The sequence below is a fragment of the Gordonia pseudamarae genome, from assembly GCF_025273675.1.
Taxonomy (GTDB): Bacteria; Actinomycetota; Actinomycetes; order Mycobacteriales; family Mycobacteriaceae; genus Gordonia; species Gordonia pseudamarae.
Map to the genome: position 1 here is coordinate 1,793,063 of NZ_CP045809.1, position 20,074 is coordinate 1,813,136.

Consider the following 20,074-nt stretch of genomic DNA (forward strand, 5'->3'; position numbering starts at 1 on the left):
GATGAATACCCGTGACTCCTGCCGCCCTCGCTGCGCTTCTCCGCGAGATAACGCTGACCGTCGTATCCGGGCGGGACCTGGATGCTTCGCTGGTGCCCGATACCGTCGTCGTCGAACGGCCCCGCAACACCGACCACGGTGACTACGCCACCAATATCGCCCTACAACTGGGCAAACGTCTCGGTGTGGTGCCCCGCGAGTTCGCCGGCTGGCTTGCCGACGCGTTCGCCGCCGCCGACGGCATCGACAAGGCCGAGGTGGCCGGCCCCGGGTTTGTGAACGTGTGGCTGGCCGCGGCCGCGCAGAACACCGTCGTCGAATCGGTGTTGGCCAAGGCCACCGGGTACGGCCATGGCGGGGAACTGTCGGGCACGTCGATCAACCTGGAGTTCGTCTCGGCCAACCCGACCGGACCCATCCACCTCGGCGGCACCCGCTGGGCGGCTGTCGGCGACGCGCTGGGCCGGGTGTTCGCCGCCCGTGGCGCCGCGGTGACCCGCGAGTACTACTTCAACGACCACGGTGGACAGATCGACCGATTCGCCACGTCACTGGAGGCGTCCGCGCTCGGGCAGCCGACCCCCGAGGACGGGTACGCCGGCGACTACATCGCCGAGATCGCCGCCGACGTGGTCGCGAAGGTGCCCGGCGTCCTCGAACAGGAACCCGCCGACCGCCGCGAGACGTTCCGCGCCGAGGGCGTGGAGTTGATGTTCGGGCAGATCAAACACAGCCTGCACGAGTTCGGCACCGACTTCGACGTGTACACCCACGAGAACTCGATGTTCGAGTCCGGGCTCGTCGACACCTGCATCACCGAGCTCAAGGCCAACGGCACCCTGTACGAGAAGGACGGCGCCTGGTGGTTGCGCACCACCGACTTCGGCGACGACAAGGACAGGGTGGTGATCAAGAGCGACGGCGAGGCCGCCTACATCGCCGGTGACATCGCCTACTTCCGCGACAAACGCAACCGGGGCTTCGATCTGTGTGTGTACATGCTCGGTGCCGACCACCACGGCTACATCAAACGGCTGAAGGCGGCCGCGGCCGCGCTCGGTGACGATCCGGCCGCCGTCGAGGTGCTGATAGGGCAGATGGTAAACCTGGTCAAGGCCGGCCGGCCGGTGCGGATGAGCAAACGCGCCGGCAATGTGATCACCATGGACGACCTGGTCGGTGCGGTCGGTGTGGACGGCGCGCGGTACTCGCTGATCCGTTCGTCGGTGGACGTGAACATCGACATCGACCTGGATCTGCTGGTCAAACAGTCCAACGACAACCCGGTCTATTACGTCCAGTACGCGCACGCCCGACTGTCGGCGCTGGCCCGCAGCGCGGCCGAGCTCGGGCTCGAACGCGACACGGGGCATCTCGGACTGCTCGACGACCCCGCCGAGGGCGATCTGATCCGCACCATCGGAGACTTCGACGAGGTGGTCGCGACGGCGGCCGAGCTGCGCGAACCGCACCGTGTGTGCCGGTACCTGGAAGCGCTGGCCGGGGCCTACCACCGCTTCTACGCCCGCTGCCGCGTCCTGCCGCAGGGCGACGAGGAGGCCGCCGACATCCATCGCGCGCGGCTGACGCTGTGCGAGGCGACCCGGCAGGTGCTGGCCAACGGCCTGGACCTGGTCGGCGTGAGCGCACCGGAGCGGATGTGAGCGCGCATCCGGCCGGCCCGCGGCATGCGGACATCCCGGCGGCACCGCACCTGGCCCAGCGACCGCACGACCCCGCGGAACTCGCCGAGATTCCGGCCAACGTGTGGCCGCGCAACGCGATCCGCGCCGACTCCGGCGAGCTGACACTCGCGGGTGTGCCGGTGGGTGAACTGGCGCGCGAGTACGGTACGCCGCTGTTCGTGGTGGACGAGAAGGACTTTCGTTCGCGCTGCGCGGACATGATCGGTGCGTTCGGTCAGTACGGTCGGGTTCACTACGCGTCCAAGGCATTTCTGAGCACCGAGATCGCCCGCTGGGTGAATGAGGAGGGGCTGAGCCTGGACGTCTGCTCCGGCGGAGAATTGGCCATCGCCCTGCACGCGGGCTTCCCCGCCGAACGAATCGCCTTGCACGGCAACAATAAAAGCACCGCCGAACTCGGCGCCGCGCTCGATGCCGGCGTCGGGCACATCGTGCTCGACTCGTTGGCCGAGATCGACCGGCTCGACACGCTCGCCGGTGACCGCGGCATCGTCGCCGACGTGCTGGTGCGGGTCACCGTGGGCGTGGAGGCGCATACCCACGAGTTCATCGCGACCGCGCACGAGGACCAGAAGTTCGGGTTCGCCCTGTCCGGCGGTGTCGCGATGGATGCGGTGCGCCGCGTGTTCGCCACCGACAACCTGCGCCTGGTCGGTCTGCACAGCCATATCGGTTCGCAGATCTTCGACATGGACGGCTTCGAACTGGCCGCACATCGGGTGCTCGGGCTGCTCAAGGAGATCGTCTCCGAGTTCGGAGTCGACAAGACAGCGCAGCTGGAGATCATCGATCTCGGTGGGGGACTGGGGATCTCGTATCTCCAGGATGACGACCCGCTGCCGGTGAAGGATGTCGCGGACACGCTGGCGGCGATCGTCCGGCGCGAATCGGCCGCCGTCGGTCTGCCGATGCCCACCCTCGCCGTCGAACCGGGGCGTGCGATCGCCGGTCCCGGCACGGTCACCGTGTACGAGGTGGGCACCATCAAGGATGTCGAACTCGAACGCCGCGCCGTCCGTCGCTACGTCTCCGTCGACGGCGGGATGAGCGACAATATCCGCACCGTTCTGTATCAGGCCGAGTACGACGTACGATTGGTCTCGCGTGTGTCGACGGCACCCGCGGTGGTCAGCCGGGTGGTGGGCAAACACTGCGAGAGCGGTGACATCATCATCAAGGACTGCTGGTTGCCCGGCGATCTGCGGCCCGGCGATCTGCTGGCCGTGGCGGCGACGGGTGCGTACTGCTATTCGATGTCGAGCCGGTACAACATGGTGATGCGCCCGCCGGTGGTGGCCGTCGCCGACGGCGCGTCGAGACTGCTGATCCGTCGGGAGACGATCGAAGACTTCTTGCGACTGGAGGTGTCCAAGTGACCGAAGCCGTTCAGGACAGGCCGGCCATCGGCGTCGCCGTGCTCGGTATGGGCAATGTCGGCGCCGAGGTGGTGCGCATACTCGAGGAGAACGCCGACGACCTGCGTGCCCGGGTCGGTGCTCCGCTGGAGATCCGCGGTGTGGCGGTGCGCGACCTGAGCAAGCCCCGCAAGATCGACTCGGCTCTGCTCACCACCGATGCCGCGGCCCTGGTCGCCCGCGATGACGTCGACATCGTCGTCGAGCTCGTGGGCGGCATCGATCCGGCCCGCGAACTGATCCGTACGGCGTTGACCGGCGGAAAGTCGGTCGTCTCGGCCAACAAGGCGCTGCTGGCCGACTACACCGGCGAACTGGCCGGTGCGGCGGCCGAGTCGAAGGTGGACCTGTACTTCGAGGCGGCGGTGGCCGGTGCGATCCCGGTGATCCGGCCGCTGATGCAGTCGCTGGCCGGTGACAAGGTGCAGCGGGTGGCCGGGATCGTCAACGGCACCACCAACTTCATTCTCTCGGCGATGGATTCCACGGGCGCCGGCTACGACGAGACCCTCGCCGAGGCCGGGCGCCTGGGGTACGCCGAGGCCGACCCCACCGCCGATGTCGAGGGCTACGATGCCGCGTCAAAGGCGGCGATCCTGGCCTCGATCGCCTTCCACACGCGCGTCACCGCGGCCGATGTGCACCGCGAGGGCATCACCGCGGTCAGCGCCGCCGATCTGGCGGCGGCCAAGAAGTTCGACTGCACCGTGAAGCTGCTCGCCATCTGCGAACGGGTCATCGGCGACGACGGCGAACAGGTGTCGGCTCGGGTGTACCCGGCGCTGGTCCCGCTCTCGCATCCGCTGGCAACCGTGAACGGCGCGTTCAACGCCGTCGTCGTGGAGGCCGAGAACGCCGGTCGCCTGATGTTCTACGGCCAGGGCGCCGGTGGTTCGCCCACCGCGTCGGCGGTGATGGGTGATCTGGTGATGGCCGCCCGCAACAAGGTGCACGGTGGCCGTGGTCCGCTGGAGTCGACGTACGCGGCCCTTCCGGTGGCCTCCATCGACGATGTGCCGACGCGTTACTACGTGTCGATGCGGGTCGCCGACCGTCCGGGGGTTCTGGCGCAGGTCGCCGGAGAGTTCTCCAAGCGGTCGGTGAGCATTGCCGCGGTGCGCCAGGAAGGCGCGGGCGACGATGCCCGGCTGATCGTGGTCACCCACCGCGCACCCGACCGTGCGCAGTCGGAAACCGTTGCGGCACTGGAAGACATGGATGCGGTGATCAAGGTATCCAGCGTCCTCCGAATGGAAGGAACCGATGATTGACGTGAGCCCGACCGACGTGACCCCCAACCCCGTTCACCGCGCCTGGCCGGGCCTCATCGAGGCCTACCGCACCAGGATGCCCGTGGCCGCCGACTGGAAGGTGGTGACGCTGCTGGAGGGCGGCACGCCACTGGTGGCGGCTCCGTACCTGTCGGAGCTGACCGGCTGCGAGGTGTACCTCAAGGTGGAGGGTCTGAATCCGACCGGATCGTTCAAGGACCGCGGTATGACCATGGCGGTCACCACCGCCGTCAACAACGGCAAGCGGGCGGTGCTGTGTGCGTCCACCGGCAACACATCGGCGTCGGCGGCCGCGTACGCCACCCGGGCCGGTATCACCTGTGCGGTGCTGATCCCCGAGGGCAAGATCGCGATGGGCAAGCTGGCTCAGGCGGTGATGCACGGCGCCAAGATCATTCAGGTGCAGGGCAACTTCGACGACTGCCTCGAACTGGCCCGCAAGGTCACCGCGGACTTTCCCGAGATCGAACTGGTCAACTCGGTCAACCCGGCCCGTATCGAAGGGCAGAAGACGGCGGCGTTCGAGATCGTCGACGTCCTCGGCCGTGCTCCCGACGTGCACGCGCTGCCGGTGGGCAACGCCGGCAACATCACCGCCTACTGGACGGGCTACCGCGAGTACCACGCAGACGGCATCAGCGATTCGCTGCCCCGGATGCTGGGTGTGCAGGCCGCGGGTGCCGCGCCGCTGGTCAACGGTGCCCCGGTGAAGAACCCCGAAACCATCGCCACCGCTATCCGGATCGGCTCGCCCGCGAGCTGGAACCAGGCGGTCGCGGCCAAGGATGAGTCGAACGGCCAGTTCCGCGCGGCGACCGACGAGAAGCTGCTGGAGGCATACCGGTTGGTCGCGGGCCAAGAAGGTGTCTTCGTCGAGCCGGCGTCGGCGGCCAGTGTGGCGGGTCTGCTCGCCGCGCACGCCGACGGCTGGATCGCATCGGGCAGCACCGTCGTGTGCACGGTCACCGGCAACGGTCTGAAGGACCCGGACACCGCGCTGTCGGGCATGCCGGAGGTCAACGCGATCCCGGTCGATCCGGTCGCGGTTGCGGACGCCCTCGGTGTCGGCTGATCTGGAGATGGCCGGCGACGTGATGCCGGAGGCGCCCTCGGTCGTCGGGGGCGCCGACAATGTTCTGCTCGAAGGTATTTCGGTGCGGGTACGGGTTCCGGCCTCGAGTGCGAATTTGGGTCCGGGTTTCGACTGCCTCGGCATCGCGCTCGGTGTCTACGACACGCTCACCGTGTCCACGGTGGCGTCGGGAATCCACATCGAGGCCACGGGTGAAGGTGCCGACAGCATTCCGCGCGACGAACGGCATCTGGTCGTGCGCGCGGTGCGGCGCGGACTCGAATACGGCGGGGCGAGCGCGGCCGGCCTGGCCCTGCGGTGCGTCAACGCGATCCCGCATTCGCGCGGTCTGGGTTCCTCGGCGGCCGCCGCCGTGTCCGGTTTTGCCGCGGCATCGGGGCTGCTCGCGGCCGCGGGTGTTCGTGAACCCTTCTCCGACGCCGAGCTCGTGCAGCTGGCCGGCGAGTTCGAGGGACACCCCGACAATGCTGCGGCCAGCGTCCTCGGCGGCGCGGTGGTGACCTGGGCCGACAGTCCGCTCGACGCGAACCCCGACGGCGTGGTGGCCGTGAGGGAGGCCTACCTGGCACGCGGGCTCGTGGTGCATCCCGGAATCCGGGCCACGGTGTTCGTGCCGGAAACAGAATCCTCGACCTCGCATACGCGCGGCCTGCTGCCCGACACGGTGCCGCGTGCCGACGCCGTGTTCAATCTTTCGCGCTCGGCACTGGCCGTGGTGGCGTTGACCACCGCGCCGGAATGCCTGATCGATGCGACCGTCGACCGGTTGCACCAGCCGTACCGGGCGCCGTCGATGCCACAGAGCGCCGAGCTGGTGGTGGCGCTGCGCGAGCGTGGATATGCCGCGATGGTGTCGGGAGCGGGCCCGTCGGTACTGGTCCTGAGTACGGATGCGGTCACCGACGAGGTCGACGCGCTGGCGCACGGAATCGGGTTCGCGACCTGGCCGGTCGAGATCGCCGAGGGCGTCGAGATCTCCTGGTGAGTGGCATCGGCCGAATGGTCGGCTGACCGTCAATTGTGTTTTCGGGCGTGTTACCCGTAGTATGCGAAAACGGCTAGCGTATTATGGGTCTCGGCCCCGCAGAGTTTTCTGCCACGTTTCTCCTCCACACTCCGGCACACCGATCCGTGGTGCCGGCCGGTACTTCGGCATCATGGAGCTGTACTGGTCGGCGCGATGACACTGCTGAGCACAGCGGTGCGGCCATGGTGAATCGCAGCCCGGCCACGAGCCAGGTCATCAGATGTGGAGCATGAAGAAGCGGGGATTCTCGTGGCGCACACCCCGAATACATTCCCCGACAACGTCCACCCGGGACGTACATCCTTCCGCTGAGCGCAGCGGGGGGCAGCCTAGACCCCGGTCTCATTGCTCGAGATCAGGGGAACGAAAGGACATCCGTGACCGATACGGACGTGATCACCGCACCGAAGAGCAGGGCGCGTGCCGGACTTTCCGGCATGGTCCTGACCGAATTGCGTGCTCTGGCCGGTGAGCTGGGCATCAAGGGTACTTCGGGTATGCGCAAGGGCGACTTGATCGCCGCGATCAAGGAACGTCAGGGCGGAGCAGATCAGCTCACCTTGACCGCTGACGTGCCCAAGAGCGCGGACGAGGCGAAGACGGTGAAGGCGAAGGCGCCGCGCACGACGCGTGCGACCCGCACGGCGAAGGCGCCCGCGGATGCCGACTCCGTCGCCCCGGTCCGGGGCGACGCCGACAGAACTTCGGCCGCCACCGACAACGGCACAGGTCAGGAGCCCGCGGTGGAAGCCCGCGGTAGTGATTCCGACCGGCAGGAGCCGGGCCAGAAGGAATCGGGCCAGAAGGAATCGGGCCGGAACGACGGCGGAAAGGGCGAGACGGCCCGTGCCGACGACCAGCCGTCGGACGGTACGCAGGGCGAGGGTCGAAACAATCGCAATCGCAACCGTAATCAGCAGGTCCAGAACAACAACCAGCGCAACGAAAACCAGCGCGGGGACAACAACCAGCGCAACGAAAACCAGCGCGGGGAGAACCAGCAGGGCCGGAATCAGTCAGGTGGTGGCCAGAACGGCCCGCGCGACGACGACGAGGACGGCGGCCGGGGCGGCAGGCGCGGCAGGCGATTCCGCGAGCGCCGTCGTGGGCGCGACCGCGACTCGTCCCCCTCGGGTGAGCCGCAGATCTCCGATGACGACGTATTGCAGCCGGTCGCGGGCATCCTCGATGTCCTGGACAACTACGCGTTCGTGCGTACCTCGGGCTACCTGGCAGGCCAGAACGACGTCTATGTGTCGATGAACTTGGTGCGCCGCTACGGCCTGCGTCGTGGTGACGCAGTCACCGGCGCGGTGAAGGTGCCCAAGGACGGCGAGCAGGCCAACCAGCGGCAGAAGTTCAACCCGCTGGCCCGGCTGGATACCGTCAACGGCGGTGACCCCGATGCTGCGCGCAAGCGTCCGGAGTTCAACAAGCTCACCCCGCTGTATCCCAATCAGCGGTTGCGTCTGGAAACCACGCCAGATCGGCTCGACACGCGGGTGATCGATCTGATCATGCCGATCGGCAAGGGTCAGCGCGCACTGATCGTGTCGCCGCCGAAGGCCGGTAAGACGACGATCCTGCAGGACATCGCCAACGCGATCACCACCAACAACCCCGAATGTCACCTGATGGTGGTGCTGGTGGACGAGCGACCCGAAGAGGTCACCGATATGCAGCGCTCGGTGAAGGGTGAGGTCATCGCCTCCACCTTCGACCGCCCGCCGTCAGATCACACCTCGGTCGCCGAACTGGCCATCGAACGGGCCAAGCGCCTGGTGGAGCAGGGCAAGGACGTGGTGGTGCTGCTCGACTCGATCACCCGCCTGGGTCGTGCCTACAACAACGCCTCGCCGGCGTCGGGGCGCATCCTGTCCGGTGGTGTTGATTCGACCGCCCTGTACCCGCCCAAGCGGTTCCTGGGCGCGGCCCGCAACATCGAGAACGGTGGTTCGCTCACCATCATCGCCTCCGCGCTGGTGGAAACCGGATCGACCGGCGACACCGTCATCTTCGAGGAGTTCAAGGGCACCGGCAACGCCGAGCTCAAACTCGATCGCAAGATCGCCGAACGCCGTGTGTTCCCCGCGGTCGACGTGAACCTGTCGAGCACCCGTAAGGACGAGCTGCTGCTCTCGCCCGAGGAGTTCGCGATCGTGCACAAACTGCGTCGCGTGCTCAGCGGATTGGACTCGCAGCAGGCGATCGACCTGTTGATCTCACAGCTGAAGAAGTCGAAGACCAACATCGAATTCCTGATGCAGGTCCAGTCGAACGCCCCCGGAGCCATGAAAGACGACTGATCAGCAAGACGACTGATCAGCAGGACGACCGATCGGCAGTAGATCCGACCACGAACGCCCCCGAAAGCCGGTACTCCGGCGATCGGGGGCGTTCGTGGTGGTGTAGGCGGTGATTCAGGCGGCGAGGTCGCTGATGAGCTGATCCCATGCCTCCGAGGTGATGGGCGCCACCGGCCCGGTCTGGGTGGCCACGAAACTGCACCGGCCGTGCCGGTCGTACAGCTCGATGGCACCGGTGGGCCCGCACGCACCCTGGGACCAGCTGATCCAGCATTCCTCGACGAGGTTGAAGTTGATCATCACGCGGGCGGTGCCCGAAGCGATCACCATCGTCCCGTTGTGCTCTCGGCAGCCGTCGAGAACGGCATGGCGAACCTGTAGGCATCCGGTGGCGACAGCGCACAGCGTCACCCGCATACCCAACAGCGAGGCGTGTTCGAGGGCGGCGATTACCTGATCCGAGTCGACCCGGACCGCACGGGGTGCTGCCGTGGTGTCGGGTCTGGTCAGGCGGGCCAGGCGCTGGGTACCGCAGTCGTCGAGCATGGCGTCGAACAGCGCGATCTGATCGTCGTCGGGCACCGACGCCGACGACGGTTCCGGCATCTGTTCGTCCCGGGATCCGGCGTCGTCTTCACGCGCGGGCACGGCCAGCGAGAGCGCCTCGAAGGCCAGCCGGTCCGACTGTTCGGTCAGATATGTCGCGTGGGCGGTGTTGCCGTCGGTGTCGAACAGCCGCAGCGTGGGCGGTACGTGCGCGGCGGGCTCGGTGACCAGGATCTTCCCGAGACGTCGCGGGTTGATGCGCAACGAGATGTGCGTGTCGTCGAACTTCAGCGGGCCGCCCATCTCGACGGGCGCGCAGTGCGTGCCCACATCGTTCATGATGACCGGGCCCGCGACGGTCACCCCGACGACGCGGTCGAGCAGCGGGAGCGTGCCGGCCAACTCGGTGACGGGTGTGTCCAGCACCGTCCCGGCAAAACCGGGGGTGGCCAGCAGCGTGTCCAGATCGCTCGTGGTCTGCCGCGCCCGGCCCGGACAGTAACAGCCCGATGCGTTGGCGCATCCGTGCCCGGTGACGCCGGTGACCTCGTGGTCGCCGGCGGTACCGGAATCGTCGGGTGTCCTGTCCGGGGAATCGGGCATCGTCGCCGCTTTCCTTTCTGGCTCGCGCCTGGAGCCGCGTTAGTACACGTCGCGCAGATAGCGCTTGTCGGATTTAAGCTTGCTGATGTAGGTCTCGGCGTCATTCGCCGAGAGCTTGCCGTGCTGCGCGATGATCTCGTGCAGTGCCTCATCGACGTCGTGCGCCATCCGGGTGGCGTCGCCGCACACGTAGACGTGGGCGCCCGATTCCAGCCACGAGAAGAATTCGGCGCCCTTCTCGAGCATCCTGTTCTGGACGTAGACCTTGTGCTCCTGGTCCCGCGAGAACGCCAGGTCGAGGTGGGTGAGCACGCCGTCGGTGACGAACTGCCCGAACTCGTCGGCGTAAATGAAGTCGCTCGAGCGGTGCTGGTCGCCGAAGAACAGCCAGTTGTCGCCGGTCGCGCCACGGGAGACCCGCTCGTGCAGGAACGCGCGGAACGGTGCGACACCGGTGCCGGGGCCGATCATGATGACCTTCGCGTCGTCGGCGGGCAGCCGGAACGACTTGTTGGGGGTGATGTACACACCCACCTGCTCGCCCACGGCCCGACGATCGGCGAGGTAGGTCGAACACACACCGCCGCGGTCGCGGTCACCGGTGCGGTACCGGACGGCCGCCATGGTGATGTGGACCGATCCGGAGTGCACGCGCGGGCTCGAGGAGATCGAGTAGACGCGGGCCGCGAGTGGTTTGAGCTCGGCGATCAGTTCCTCGGGGGTGATCGTCAGATCGGGGTCGACATTGAGGACGTCGAGGACGTCGCGCCCGTACAGCCACGCGTCGAGTGCCTCGTGGTCGCCGGTGTCGACGAGGTGGCCGATCTCGGGATCGTTGGTGCGTTTGGCGATGTAGTCGACGAGGTACTTGGTGGGCACCCCGATCTCGTAGTGGTGGGTGAGTGCCTCGCGCAGGGTGTGTTCGGTCTTGCGATCCTTGATCACCTCGTCGCCGGTGGCACCGATCCGCTTGAGGATCAGGTCGACGACCGCGGGGTCGTTGACGGCCGCGATGCTGATACCGTCGCCCGGCTCGTAGGCGATCCCGCTGTCACCGAGCGAGATCTCGATGTGGCGTACCTCTTTGGCCGAGGTGGCGCCGGACAGGACCGAGTTGGTGACGATGGTCGCCGGATAGGGGTTTTTCCGGCCCCAGTCGGACTTGCCGGTGGCCTTCGCGGGTGCCTTGGGGGCGGAGGCCTCGGTGGCCGGGCTGTCGGACGGTTCCGGGGCGCCGGGTTCGGGAATGACGATCTCGGGAGCGGCCGTCTCGGTGACGGCGGTCTCGGGGGCGGGAACCTCGGCGGCCTCGGGTTCGGCGACGGCCGACGCCGGTTCGGCACCGGCGGCGGCGAGCGCGGGCAGCGCCTCGGCGACCCAGTCGTCGGCCGGTCCCTGATAGTCCACGTCGCAGTCGACGCGGTCGATCACCCGGATAGCGCCCAGTTCGGCGAGCCGGGCATCGAAGTTCTTGCCGGCCTGGCAGAAACCGTCGTAGATGGAGTCGCCGAGCGCGACGACGCCGAAATAGGTGCCGTCCAGCCGCGGCGCTCCCGGTCCGGCGACCTCCTGCCAGAAGTCCTCGGCATCGTCGGGCATCTCGCCCTCGCCGTAGGTGGAACACACGATGACCAGGTGGCTCGCGGCGGCGAGCGTGTCCAGGTCCATATCGCCCATGTCTTTGGTCTCGGCGGCGAAGCCGTGCTCGGCGGCCGCGGTCTCGACCTGCTCGGCGACGTATTCGGCGTTGCCGGTCTGGGTGCCGTACACCACCAGCAGCGACCGGGGACCGGACGCGGCCGGTTCGGGCTCGGCGGCCTGCGGCTGCGGGGCGGCTGCTCCGGTGGCGACGGCAGGGGTGGCCTGCGAGGCCTGGCCGGATGCCGGAACCACCTCCGAAGGCAGTCCGATGCGGGTGTTCAGTCCGGCGAGAAACCCTGCCAGCCAGGCCTTCTGTTCGCCTGTGAAGGGTACGTCCGCGGGAATGTGGGGCAGTTGCATGTCATCCGACCTTCGATTTGGATATGCGATTTGCGTCACTGTGATATATACCGGCCGCAATGGTAGCCGCGACATCCGGCACGGCTCTTGAGGCGAAGAGCTCATCGAAACCGGGCAGTCCGCCGAGCTTGGCACGGTTCACGGCGTCCTGGTGCAGTACCCAGCCGTACGTTGCCGGAGCATCGATCGACCGGACGTTTCGCAGTCGCAACGCGTTCTTGTAGTCGGTGACGCGTTTGTTGCCGATCAGGGCCGCGAGTTGCTCGTCGGCATAGCCGCAGAGGATGTCGCGGGCATACTTCTTGACCTTGCCGTTGAGTTCGAAATCCTCGGTCAGCACGAGGTTGCGCGCGGCCTTGGCCACGGCGGTGTCGTCCGCGGCGGGCGATGTGCGCCGCAGGCGGCGGGTGGCCACCTCGCGGGCGAGTTCGAACACGATGAACGCACCCAGGACCCGGAACGTCTGTTCGTCGTCGGTATGACCGAACTCCGGGGTCAGACCTTCGGCGACGGGTGCCCGGTGGCGGATCGAGATCTTCAGCTTGTGAACCTGGTCTCCGGCGATCGCGGTGGACAGCTCGTCCAGCAGCTCACGCCGGGTCAGCGTCGCCATGATGGTGTCGCTGTCCTGATGCTGCAGGAGGGCCTTGGGCATCGCGTAGCTGACGTAGTGACGTTCGGTCTCCCAGTTCTGGATGAGCCGGGTGGCCAGCGCCGAGCCGGTGGCCGCCGCGTGCATGTGCAGCAGGGTGCGGGCGGCGTGGTGATGGAACGGGGCGTACGGGTCGTCGACACCTGTGATGGCGCCCACGATCACCGAATCGGAGCTGATCCGCGAGTCCAGATCGCAGGCGGGATCGTATTGATAGAGGAAGCCGCCACTCATCCCGTTGGCCAGGCCCTTGCCGAAGCCGCCGAGATTGAACACCGCCCCGTTGGTCATGTACTCGCAGCCGTACTCGCCGAGACCTTCGACAACGGCCGTGGCACCGGAGTTGCGGACGGCGAACCGGTCCCCGGCCTCGCCCTCGACGAACAGTCGGCCACCGGTGGCGCCGAACAACGCGAAGTTGCCGACCAGCACGTTGCCGCCGACCGCGGGAGACCCGCCACCTGGGGACCGTACGATCACCGAGCCGCCCGACATCGACTTTCCGACACCGTCGTTGCAGGTGCCGGTGTGGACCATCGTCATGCCGTCGGTGCAGAAGGCCGCGTACGAAAGCCCCGCCGATCCGGTGGTGGGCACGGTGACGGTGTCGGCGTCCAGGTAGCGGCGGCCGCGGTCGTCGGTGTGTACCGGTCCGAGAGCTGCCGCGTCGGCATCGCCGATCTCGTAGTTGAGGATGCGTTCGATGTCGATGGCCAGCTGTGCGCCGACGCTCTTGTTGCGGTTGCCCAGATGCACCGGCTGGGTGGTCACCGCCGCCGACCCGCTGTCGAACAGCGTGTCGCGCACCTGCTCCAGGAGCCGGTCGTCGACCGCGTAGTCGCGTTCGAGGTACACCGGGTCGTCGATGTGCGGGTTGTCGACGACGGCCAGCAGCGCCCGGCTGCGCAGCGTGCCGACGAGTGCCGGATGGTCGATCACCGACAGCAGGTCGGCGCGTCCGCGCGCGGCCCGCAGGTCGGGCAGCCCGAGGCCGGCGAGGATCTCACGAACTTCGTGCGCGACGTTGAGCAGATACTGTGCCATCGCGCGCGGGTCGCCCTCGAACACCTCCGGGTTGGTGGTGAGTCCGGCCGGGCATTGGACATTGCAGTTCTTGGCGATGACGCAGCCGATCATCATCAGGGCTGCGGTGCCGAACTCGAAGCTGTCGGCGCCGAGCAACGCGGAGGTCACCACGTCGTGACCGGTCTGATGCGCCCCTGACGTGCGCAGGACGACCTTGTCGCGCAGACCGTTGGCGCACAGCGCCTGATGCACCTCGGCCAACCCGATCTCTGCGACTCTGCCCGCGTACCGCAGGCTGGTCACCGACGCGGCGCCGGTGCCCCCGGTGTTGCCGGCCACGTTGATGACGTCGGCGCCGGCTTTGGCCACGCCCACCGCGATGGTGCCGATGCCCTCGGACGACACCAGTTTCACGATCACCCGTACGCGTGCGGCCTTGCAGTCGTGGATCAGCTGCGCGAGATCCTCGATTGAGTAGGTGTCGTGGTGCGGGGGAGGTGAGACCAGCTCGACGCCGGGTGTGCCGCCGCGCGCCGCGGCGATCTCCACGGTGACCTTCGGCGCGGGGAGCTGTCCGCCCTCACCGGGTTTGGCGCCCTGTCCGATCTTGATCTCGAGTTCTTCGAGCATCGGGTCGGCCAGATAGCCCGACCAGATACCGAACCTGCCCGAGGCGAACTGTTTGATCCGCGAGGCGCGGATAGTGCCGTATCGCGACAGATGTTCGCCGCCCTCACCGCTGTTGGACAGTCCGCCCACCATGTTGGTGCCGTGCGCGACCGCCTCGTGGGCGGGGGCGACGAGCGCGCCGTGGCTCATCGCGCCCGATGCGAATGTGGCGGTGATCTCGTGGGCGGCGGATACCTGCTCCAGCTCGATCGGCGGACCGGCCGGGTGGGCCGCCAGGATGTCACGCAGGGCGCTGGGCCGTTCGGCGCGGGCCTGAGCGATGTCCTCGGTGAACGAGCGGTAGGCCGGGGTGATCCGGAAGGTGTCGATGGCCTCGTCGGACAGGCGGTCGAAGCCGCTGCCGCCGTATACCGATGCGTCGAGGCCGAATGCGGAGTCCAGACCGGCGAGGGTGAGCAGCGGCAGTGAGCCGGACGCGTCGGCGGCCTCGGCCTTCGCAGACACCTTGTCGGCCGACCGGTAGCTCAGCGGCTCGGCTGTGAGCCCCTCGTAGCGTTTGACCGCCTTGGTGCCGAACGAGTGGCCGGCGCCGCCGGCCCGCTCCTTGAACAGCCCGAGCAGCGGCAGATCTTTGTCGGAGGTGAGTACGGAGGCCTCGTCGGTGGCGTGGCGGTGCGCGTCCGCGAGGACCTCGGCGATGGCGTCGAGTCCGACGCCGCCGACCGGTGATAGGGAGCCCGGGAACCAGCGTCGCAGGTCGTCGTCGGCGGTGTCGAGGAAGTTGGGTTCGAAGAACTCTCCGCCGATGTAGCTCTCGACGGTGCACAGCCCGACCCGGCCCATCGTCTTCATCAGTGACTTCTCCGCGGCCTTGGCCCAGTTCCGGAAGGCCTGATCGGGGTCGGGTCGGGCGGCGGCCCGGCGTGCCACCGAATGCGGGTGCACGGCCGAGGCCCCGAATCCGAGCAGCGTGGCCAGGTGATGCGACGACTCGACCTGTCCGCTGTCCACGACCAGGGAGATCCGCAGGCGCAGCCCCTCGTCGATGAGCCGCTGGTTGATGGCCGAGACGACGAAGGTCATCGGCAGCGCCGCGTGGTGGGCGTCGACCCCGCGGTCGGTGATGACGGCGATACCGCCGCGGCGTTTGGCAAACGCCACGATCTCCTCGCAGAGGTGGTCGATGGCGGTGACCAGCTGTGCGCGCCCGCTGTCGGCGGGACCGACCGGGTACAGCGCGGAGAATGTGCTGACCGGTGTTTCGGCCTGCGCCCCGAGCACCCACAGGTGCTGGGCGGTCAGGATGGGCGAGCGCAGCACGATCTGGCGTGTGCGGATCAGGGTGTCGTGTCTGCGGTCGCGTCCGGACACCTCGGGCCGGATGCCGAGCGAGACGCGCAGCGTCATGCCGTCGGCCTCCCGGATGCTGTCCAGCGGCGGGTTGGTGACCTGGGCGAAGCGTTGCGAGAAGTAGCGGGTGATGCTGGGTTCGATGTTGCTCAGCGCGTTGATGGCGTTGCCGAAGCCCATCGCCGACACCAGTTCGGCGCCCTTGTCGAGCATCGGATCCATGAAGTAGCGGAAGCTCTCCTGATCCAGATAGTACGACCGGAACAGCTGATGGTCGGTCAAGTCGGGTTCGGTCGGACCGGCTTCGTCTGGATGACTGACTGAGCGGGGAGTTTGCGACCCCGAAGGGGGGAGGAAGACGGAGCCTTGGGGGCCGACCGGGGCCCGACCATCAACAGGGCCCGGTTCGAATTCGGGCAGATCGTCGAGGTCCACCTTGGCTGCGGCCAGCAGTGCCGGGTAGTCGGCGGCGGCGGCGAGCTTCTCGTACGCGTCGTCGGTGGTGTAGGTGCGATGTTCGCGGTGGTCGTAGAAGATCATCCCGCCCGCCGATACCCGGCCCCGCGCGATCACCGAATCCGGGTGCACGTCGATCTGCCCGGCCTCGGAGAACGCGCACAGGTACTTGTTGGTCTCCAGGGTGCGCAGCGGTCGCAGCCCCAGCCGGTCGAGGCGGGCACCGATGATCGATCCGTTGCCGAAGACGACCGCCGCAGGTCCGTCGTTCTTTTCCTCGTACAGCGAGAAGTATTCGAACATCGCCCGCACGCGGGGCGAGAGCGAGCTGTCGTTCTCCCAGGCCGGAGGCATCATCGAGACGATTGCCGTGACCAGGTCGAGACCGTCCTCGGTGACCCGGGTGGCGACGGTCTGGTCGAGCCGTGAACTGTCGGACTGACCGGGCGGCCGGACGATCCGGCGCCGCTGCGCGGCCGCGGCGGTGACCTGCGCGATGCGGTTCTTCTTGTCGGTGTTGAGTTCACCGTTGTGGGCCAGGAACCGGAAGGGCTGGGCCATCGTCGGATGCGGGTCCGTGTTGGTGGAGAACCGCGTGTGGAAGAACAGGGTGTGCACCGCGTGGTCCGGGTCGGTCAGGTCGGCGAAGTAGCCGATCACCTCGGGGGAGGAGAGCCGGCCCTTGAGGACCTGGGTCCGCGCGGACAGCGACAGCGGATACAGCCCGGCCAGTGCGGGATCGGTGTAGCCGACGGCCTCGATGTGCAGCAGCGCCTGCTGAACCAGCAGGTCGAGTTCGGCGGGTCCGGGCGTCGGTTCGGGTGCGGCGAACACCCATTGCCGGATCGGCAGCTGGTGCCGGACCGCGGCGGCGCGCAAAGCCGAATTGTTCACCGGCACATCACGAACTGCAAGAACCGAGAAGCCGCGCTCGGTCATCGTGGACTCGATGAGGTGCTCGGCGCGGTCCTGCGCACCTGCCGGGAGGAAGAAGTTTCCGACGCAGAACCTGCCGAGCGACAGGTCCGGCATGCCGGTGATCTTGCGGAAGAAGGCCTGTGAGAGGTCCATCGAGACACCGCCGCCGTCACCGACTCCCTCGGCCGACATGCCGCCGCGGTGGGGGACCGAGCACAGTGCCTCGGATGCCTTGACGATGACGTCGTGGCTCTGCACGCCGTCCTTGCGGGTGATGAACCCGACGCCGCAACTGCTCTTCTCGTCGCTGGGGTGCCACAGCAGGTCCTGCGTGCGCTGTTCGCGCTTCATACGTCTCCTGTATCGAGCCGACCGAATGCTTGATACGCCCCTGCGACGTTGAAGTGGCGTCCGATCACTATAGCTAAGCCAATCCTAAATTAACTAAGCTATACCTTTGTTGCTGGTCAGGATGGTGGAGTCGGGGCGGTGGAATAGCCGGACCGGGCGCGCTGTTGCGCTACTTGTGCCCACATGTCGGCACCGATCTCCGGCTGATCGATTTCATTCCGGATGGTCGGCCGTGGCATAGTGGCAAGGTTGAGTCCGGTACCGGTTCACACCGTCGAATCACCGACGGTGACCCGGCGACCACCATCGAAGGGACACCAGAGGAATGAAAAAGGGTATCCACCCCGAATACGTCGCCACCACCGTCGTGTGTGGTTGCGGCAACACGTTCGAGACCCGGAGCACCGCCTCGAGCGGCCGGATCACCGTCGAGGTCTGCTCGCAGTGCCACCCGTTCTACACGGGCAAGCAGAAGATCCTCGACACCGGCGGCCGTGTCGCGCGCTTCGAGAAGCGCTACGGCAAGCGGAACAAGAGCGCAGCCTCCAGCTAGCTTGCACAACGGCGCCCGCCCGGGAACTCCTCCCGGGCCGGGCGCCGTTCTTTTTTGTCCGAACCGATCCCCGGCACGTGCCATCGATACCCGATGGTGCCATCTATCCCAGTGAGGCACTGTGAGCAGCACCAGCCCGTCCGCGATCGACGATGTCGTCGCCGAACACGAAGGTCTCGAGCGGCAGCTGGCGGACCCGGCGCTGCACAACGATCCGGCCGCCGCGCGCAGGGTGGGCAAACGCTTCGCCGAACTGGCGCCCGTGATGGCCACCTACCGCAGGCTGTGCGCGGCCCGGGACGATCTGGAGGCGGCCCGCGAACTGGCCGCCGATGACCCGGCGTTCGCCGAAGAGATCCCGGCACTGGAGGAGACGGTCGCCGAACTCGACGCGACTCTGACCGACCTGCTCGCCCCCCGTGACCCGCATGACGGCGACGATGTCGTCATGGAAATCAAATCCGGTGCGGGAGGGGAGGAGTCGGCACTGTTTGCCTCCGACCTGGCCCGGATGTACCTCAAGTACTGCGAACGGCGCGGCTGGAAGGCGCAGTTCCTCGGCGTCACCGAATCGGACCTCGGCGGCTACAAGGAGGCCACGATCTCGATCAAGGCGCGTGAATCGGTGCGCGACGGAGTGTGGTCGCGGCTGAAATTCGAGGGTGGTGTGCATCGGGTGCAGCGTGTGCCCGTGACCGAGTCCCAGGGCCGTATCCACACCTCGGCCGCCGGTGTGCTCATCTACCCCGAGCCCGACGAGGTCGAGGAGGTCGCGATCGACGAATCGGACCTGCGGATCGACGTCTACCGGTCCTCGGGCAAGGGCGGGCAGGGTGTCAACACCACCGACTCGGCGGTCCGGATCACGCACCTGCCGACCGGAATCGTGGTGACCTGCCAGAACGAGCGTTCCCAGCTGCAGAACAAGGCCCGCGCGATGCAGGTGCTCGCGGCGCGTCTGCAGGCGGCGGCCGAGGAGGAAGCTGAGGCGGCGGCGGCGCAGGGGCGTGCCGCACAGATCCGCACGGTGGACCGATCCGAGCGCATCCGTACCTACAACTTTCCCGAGAACCGCATCACCGACCACCGCGTCGGCTACAAGGCCAACAATCTGGACGCGGTGCTGGCCGGCGACATGGACGCGCTGCTCGACGCCCTGGTCGCGGCGGACCGGCAGGCGCGCCTCGCCGCCGAATGACGGCCCCGCGAGTGCGCGTCAGCGACGAGATCGCATGGGCGACAAGTCAACTTGCCGAAGTCGGGGTGGCCTCGCCCCGTGCCGACGCCGAATGGTTGATGTGTTATGTGCTGCGCATCGATCGCGGGCGGCTCCTGATCGCCGACGATCTGTCCGACGACCAGGCGTGGTCCTACCGCGACCTCGTCGCCCGGCGCCGGACCCGGGTCCCGCTGCAGCACCTGATCGGCACCGCGGCGTTCGGCCCGGTTGATCTGGCGGTCGGTCCGGGCGTTTTCGTTCCGCGACCGGAGACCGAATGGCTGCTCGAGTGGGCTGTTGCCGCGCTGACCGAGGTGGCGCATCCGGTCGTGGTCGATCTGTGCAGCGGCAGCGGGGCGCTCGGCATCGCTGTCGCGACACTGGTGCCCACGGCCCGGGTGTTGGCCGTCGAGAAGTCCGCTGACTCCTGGCAGTGGCTCAACCGCAACATCACCGCCTGCGATGTGGCCTCGCGTTGCCGGGCCGTGTGTGCCGACGTGACCGATGCGGGCGCCACGGTCGCGGCCCTGGCGGCCGTGGCCGGTAGCGGCCCCGGATCGCGTGGCGCGGCACCGGTCGCCGATCTCGTGGTGAGCAATCCACCGTATGTCCCCGAGGGCACCGGCGTCGCACCGGAGGTCGGTGCGGACCCGCACGCCGCGGTGTTCGCCGGCGACGACGGTATGTCGGTGATCACCCCGATGCTCGCGCTGGTGGGCCGGCTCCTGCGGCCGGGTGGCCGCGCGGGAATCGAGCACGACGAGAGCACGTCCGCCCGGGTGCTCGCGGCCGCGGCCGCCACCGGGCTGTTTACCGAGGTCGCCGGCCACGACGATCTGACCGGACGGCCACGATTCGTGACGATGCGCCGGTCGCGGTGAGCGGCCCGTGACGAGCATCGGCGCGGGGCTCGGCATGTGGCGTGCGAGG

General features: G+C 67.7%; 12 protein-coding genes. 9 read left to right on the forward strand and 3 right to left on the reverse strand.

Features of this window, described 5'->3' with window-relative positions; all coding sequences use genetic code 11:
• Nucleotides 1-11: 11 nt before the first annotated feature.
• The 6 genes from argS to rho all read left to right on the forward strand — a co-directional run bounded on the left by argS (nt 12) and on the right by rho (nt 8,839).
• Entirely contained in the window at nt 12-1,664 is a 1,653-nt protein-coding gene (gene argS, locus GII31_RS07935) for an arginine--tRNA ligase (RefSeq protein ID WP_213248367.1), read from the forward strand.
• On the forward strand, nt 1,661-3,082 hold the full coding sequence (gene lysA, locus GII31_RS07940; protein ID WP_213248369.1) for a diaminopimelate decarboxylase: 1,422 nt from the start codon (nt 1,661-1,663) through the stop codon (nt 3,080-3,082). Before argS ends, lysA begins: the two co-directional genes overlap by 4 nt.
• On the forward strand, nt 3,079-4,392 hold the full coding sequence (locus GII31_RS07945; protein ID WP_213248371.1) for a homoserine dehydrogenase: 1,314 nt from the start codon (nt 3,079-3,081) through the stop codon (nt 4,390-4,392). Before lysA ends, GII31_RS07945 begins: the two co-directional genes overlap by 4 nt.
• Nucleotides 4,385-5,485, forward strand: a complete 1,101-nt coding sequence (gene thrC, locus GII31_RS07950) for a threonine synthase (RefSeq protein ID WP_213248373.1) — start codon at nt 4,385-4,387, stop codon at nt 5,483-5,485. Before GII31_RS07945 ends, thrC begins: the two co-directional genes overlap by 8 nt.
• Before the next feature lie 22 nt (nt 5,486-5,507).
• Nucleotides 5,508-6,491, forward strand: coding sequence for a homoserine kinase (thrB, locus tag GII31_RS07955; protein ID WP_213250027.1), 984 nt, complete (start codon nt 5,508-5,510; stop codon nt 6,489-6,491).
• Nucleotides 6,492-6,910: 419 nt separating this feature from the next.
• Nucleotides 6,911-8,839 (forward strand): transcription termination factor Rho, encoded by a 1,929-nt coding sequence (gene rho, locus GII31_RS07960; RefSeq protein WP_407649922.1) that lies wholly within the window; start codon nt 6,911-6,913, stop codon nt 8,837-8,839.
• A gap of 114 nt (nt 8,840-8,953) precedes the next feature.
• On the opposite strand, the gene GII31_RS07965 is transcribed toward rho, so the two are convergent.
• From GII31_RS07965 to GII31_RS07975, 3 genes are read right to left on the reverse strand one after another with little or no spacing between them, the layout of a single operon-like run.
• Nucleotides 8,954-9,988, reverse strand: a complete 1,035-nt coding sequence (locus GII31_RS07965; RefSeq protein ID WP_213248375.1) for a ChuX/HutX family heme-like substrate-binding protein — start codon at nt 9,986-9,988, stop codon at nt 8,954-8,956.
• 39 nt (nt 9,989-10,027) lie between these two features.
• Complete coding sequence (locus GII31_RS07970) at nt 10,028-11,989, reverse strand: sulfite reductase subunit alpha (RefSeq protein ID WP_213248377.1); 1,962 nt, start codon at nt 11,987-11,989, stop codon at nt 10,028-10,030.
• Nucleotide 11,990: 1 nt separating this feature from the next.
• The gene (locus GII31_RS07975) at nt 11,991-17,372 is read right to left on the reverse strand and encodes a glutamate synthase-related protein (RefSeq protein WP_213248378.1); all 5,382 of its coding nucleotides are present in this window, start codon (nt 17,370-17,372) and stop codon (nt 11,991-11,993) included.
• Between the two features lie 325 nt (nt 17,373-17,697).
• Between GII31_RS07975 and rpmE the strand changes: the two genes are divergently transcribed.
• The 3 genes from rpmE (at nt 17,698) to GII31_RS07990 (ending at nt 20,025) form a co-directional block, all read left to right on the forward strand.
• A complete protein-coding gene (gene rpmE, locus GII31_RS07980; RefSeq protein WP_213248379.1) occupies nt 17,698-17,925 on the forward strand; it encodes a 50S ribosomal protein L31 in 228 nt (75 codons plus the stop codon).
• A gap of 121 nt (nt 17,926-18,046) precedes the next feature.
• Nucleotides 18,047-19,123: a peptide chain release factor 1 gene (gene prfA / locus GII31_RS07985; RefSeq protein WP_213248380.1), complete on the forward strand. Its 1,077-nt coding sequence runs from the start codon at nt 18,047-18,049 to the stop codon at nt 19,121-19,123.
• Nucleotides 19,120-20,025, forward strand: a complete 906-nt coding sequence (locus tag GII31_RS07990; protein WP_213248381.1) for a N5-glutamine methyltransferase family protein — start codon at nt 19,120-19,122, stop codon at nt 20,023-20,025. Before prfA ends, GII31_RS07990 begins: the two co-directional genes overlap by 4 nt.
• Nucleotides 20,026-20,074: the final 49 nt, after the last annotated feature.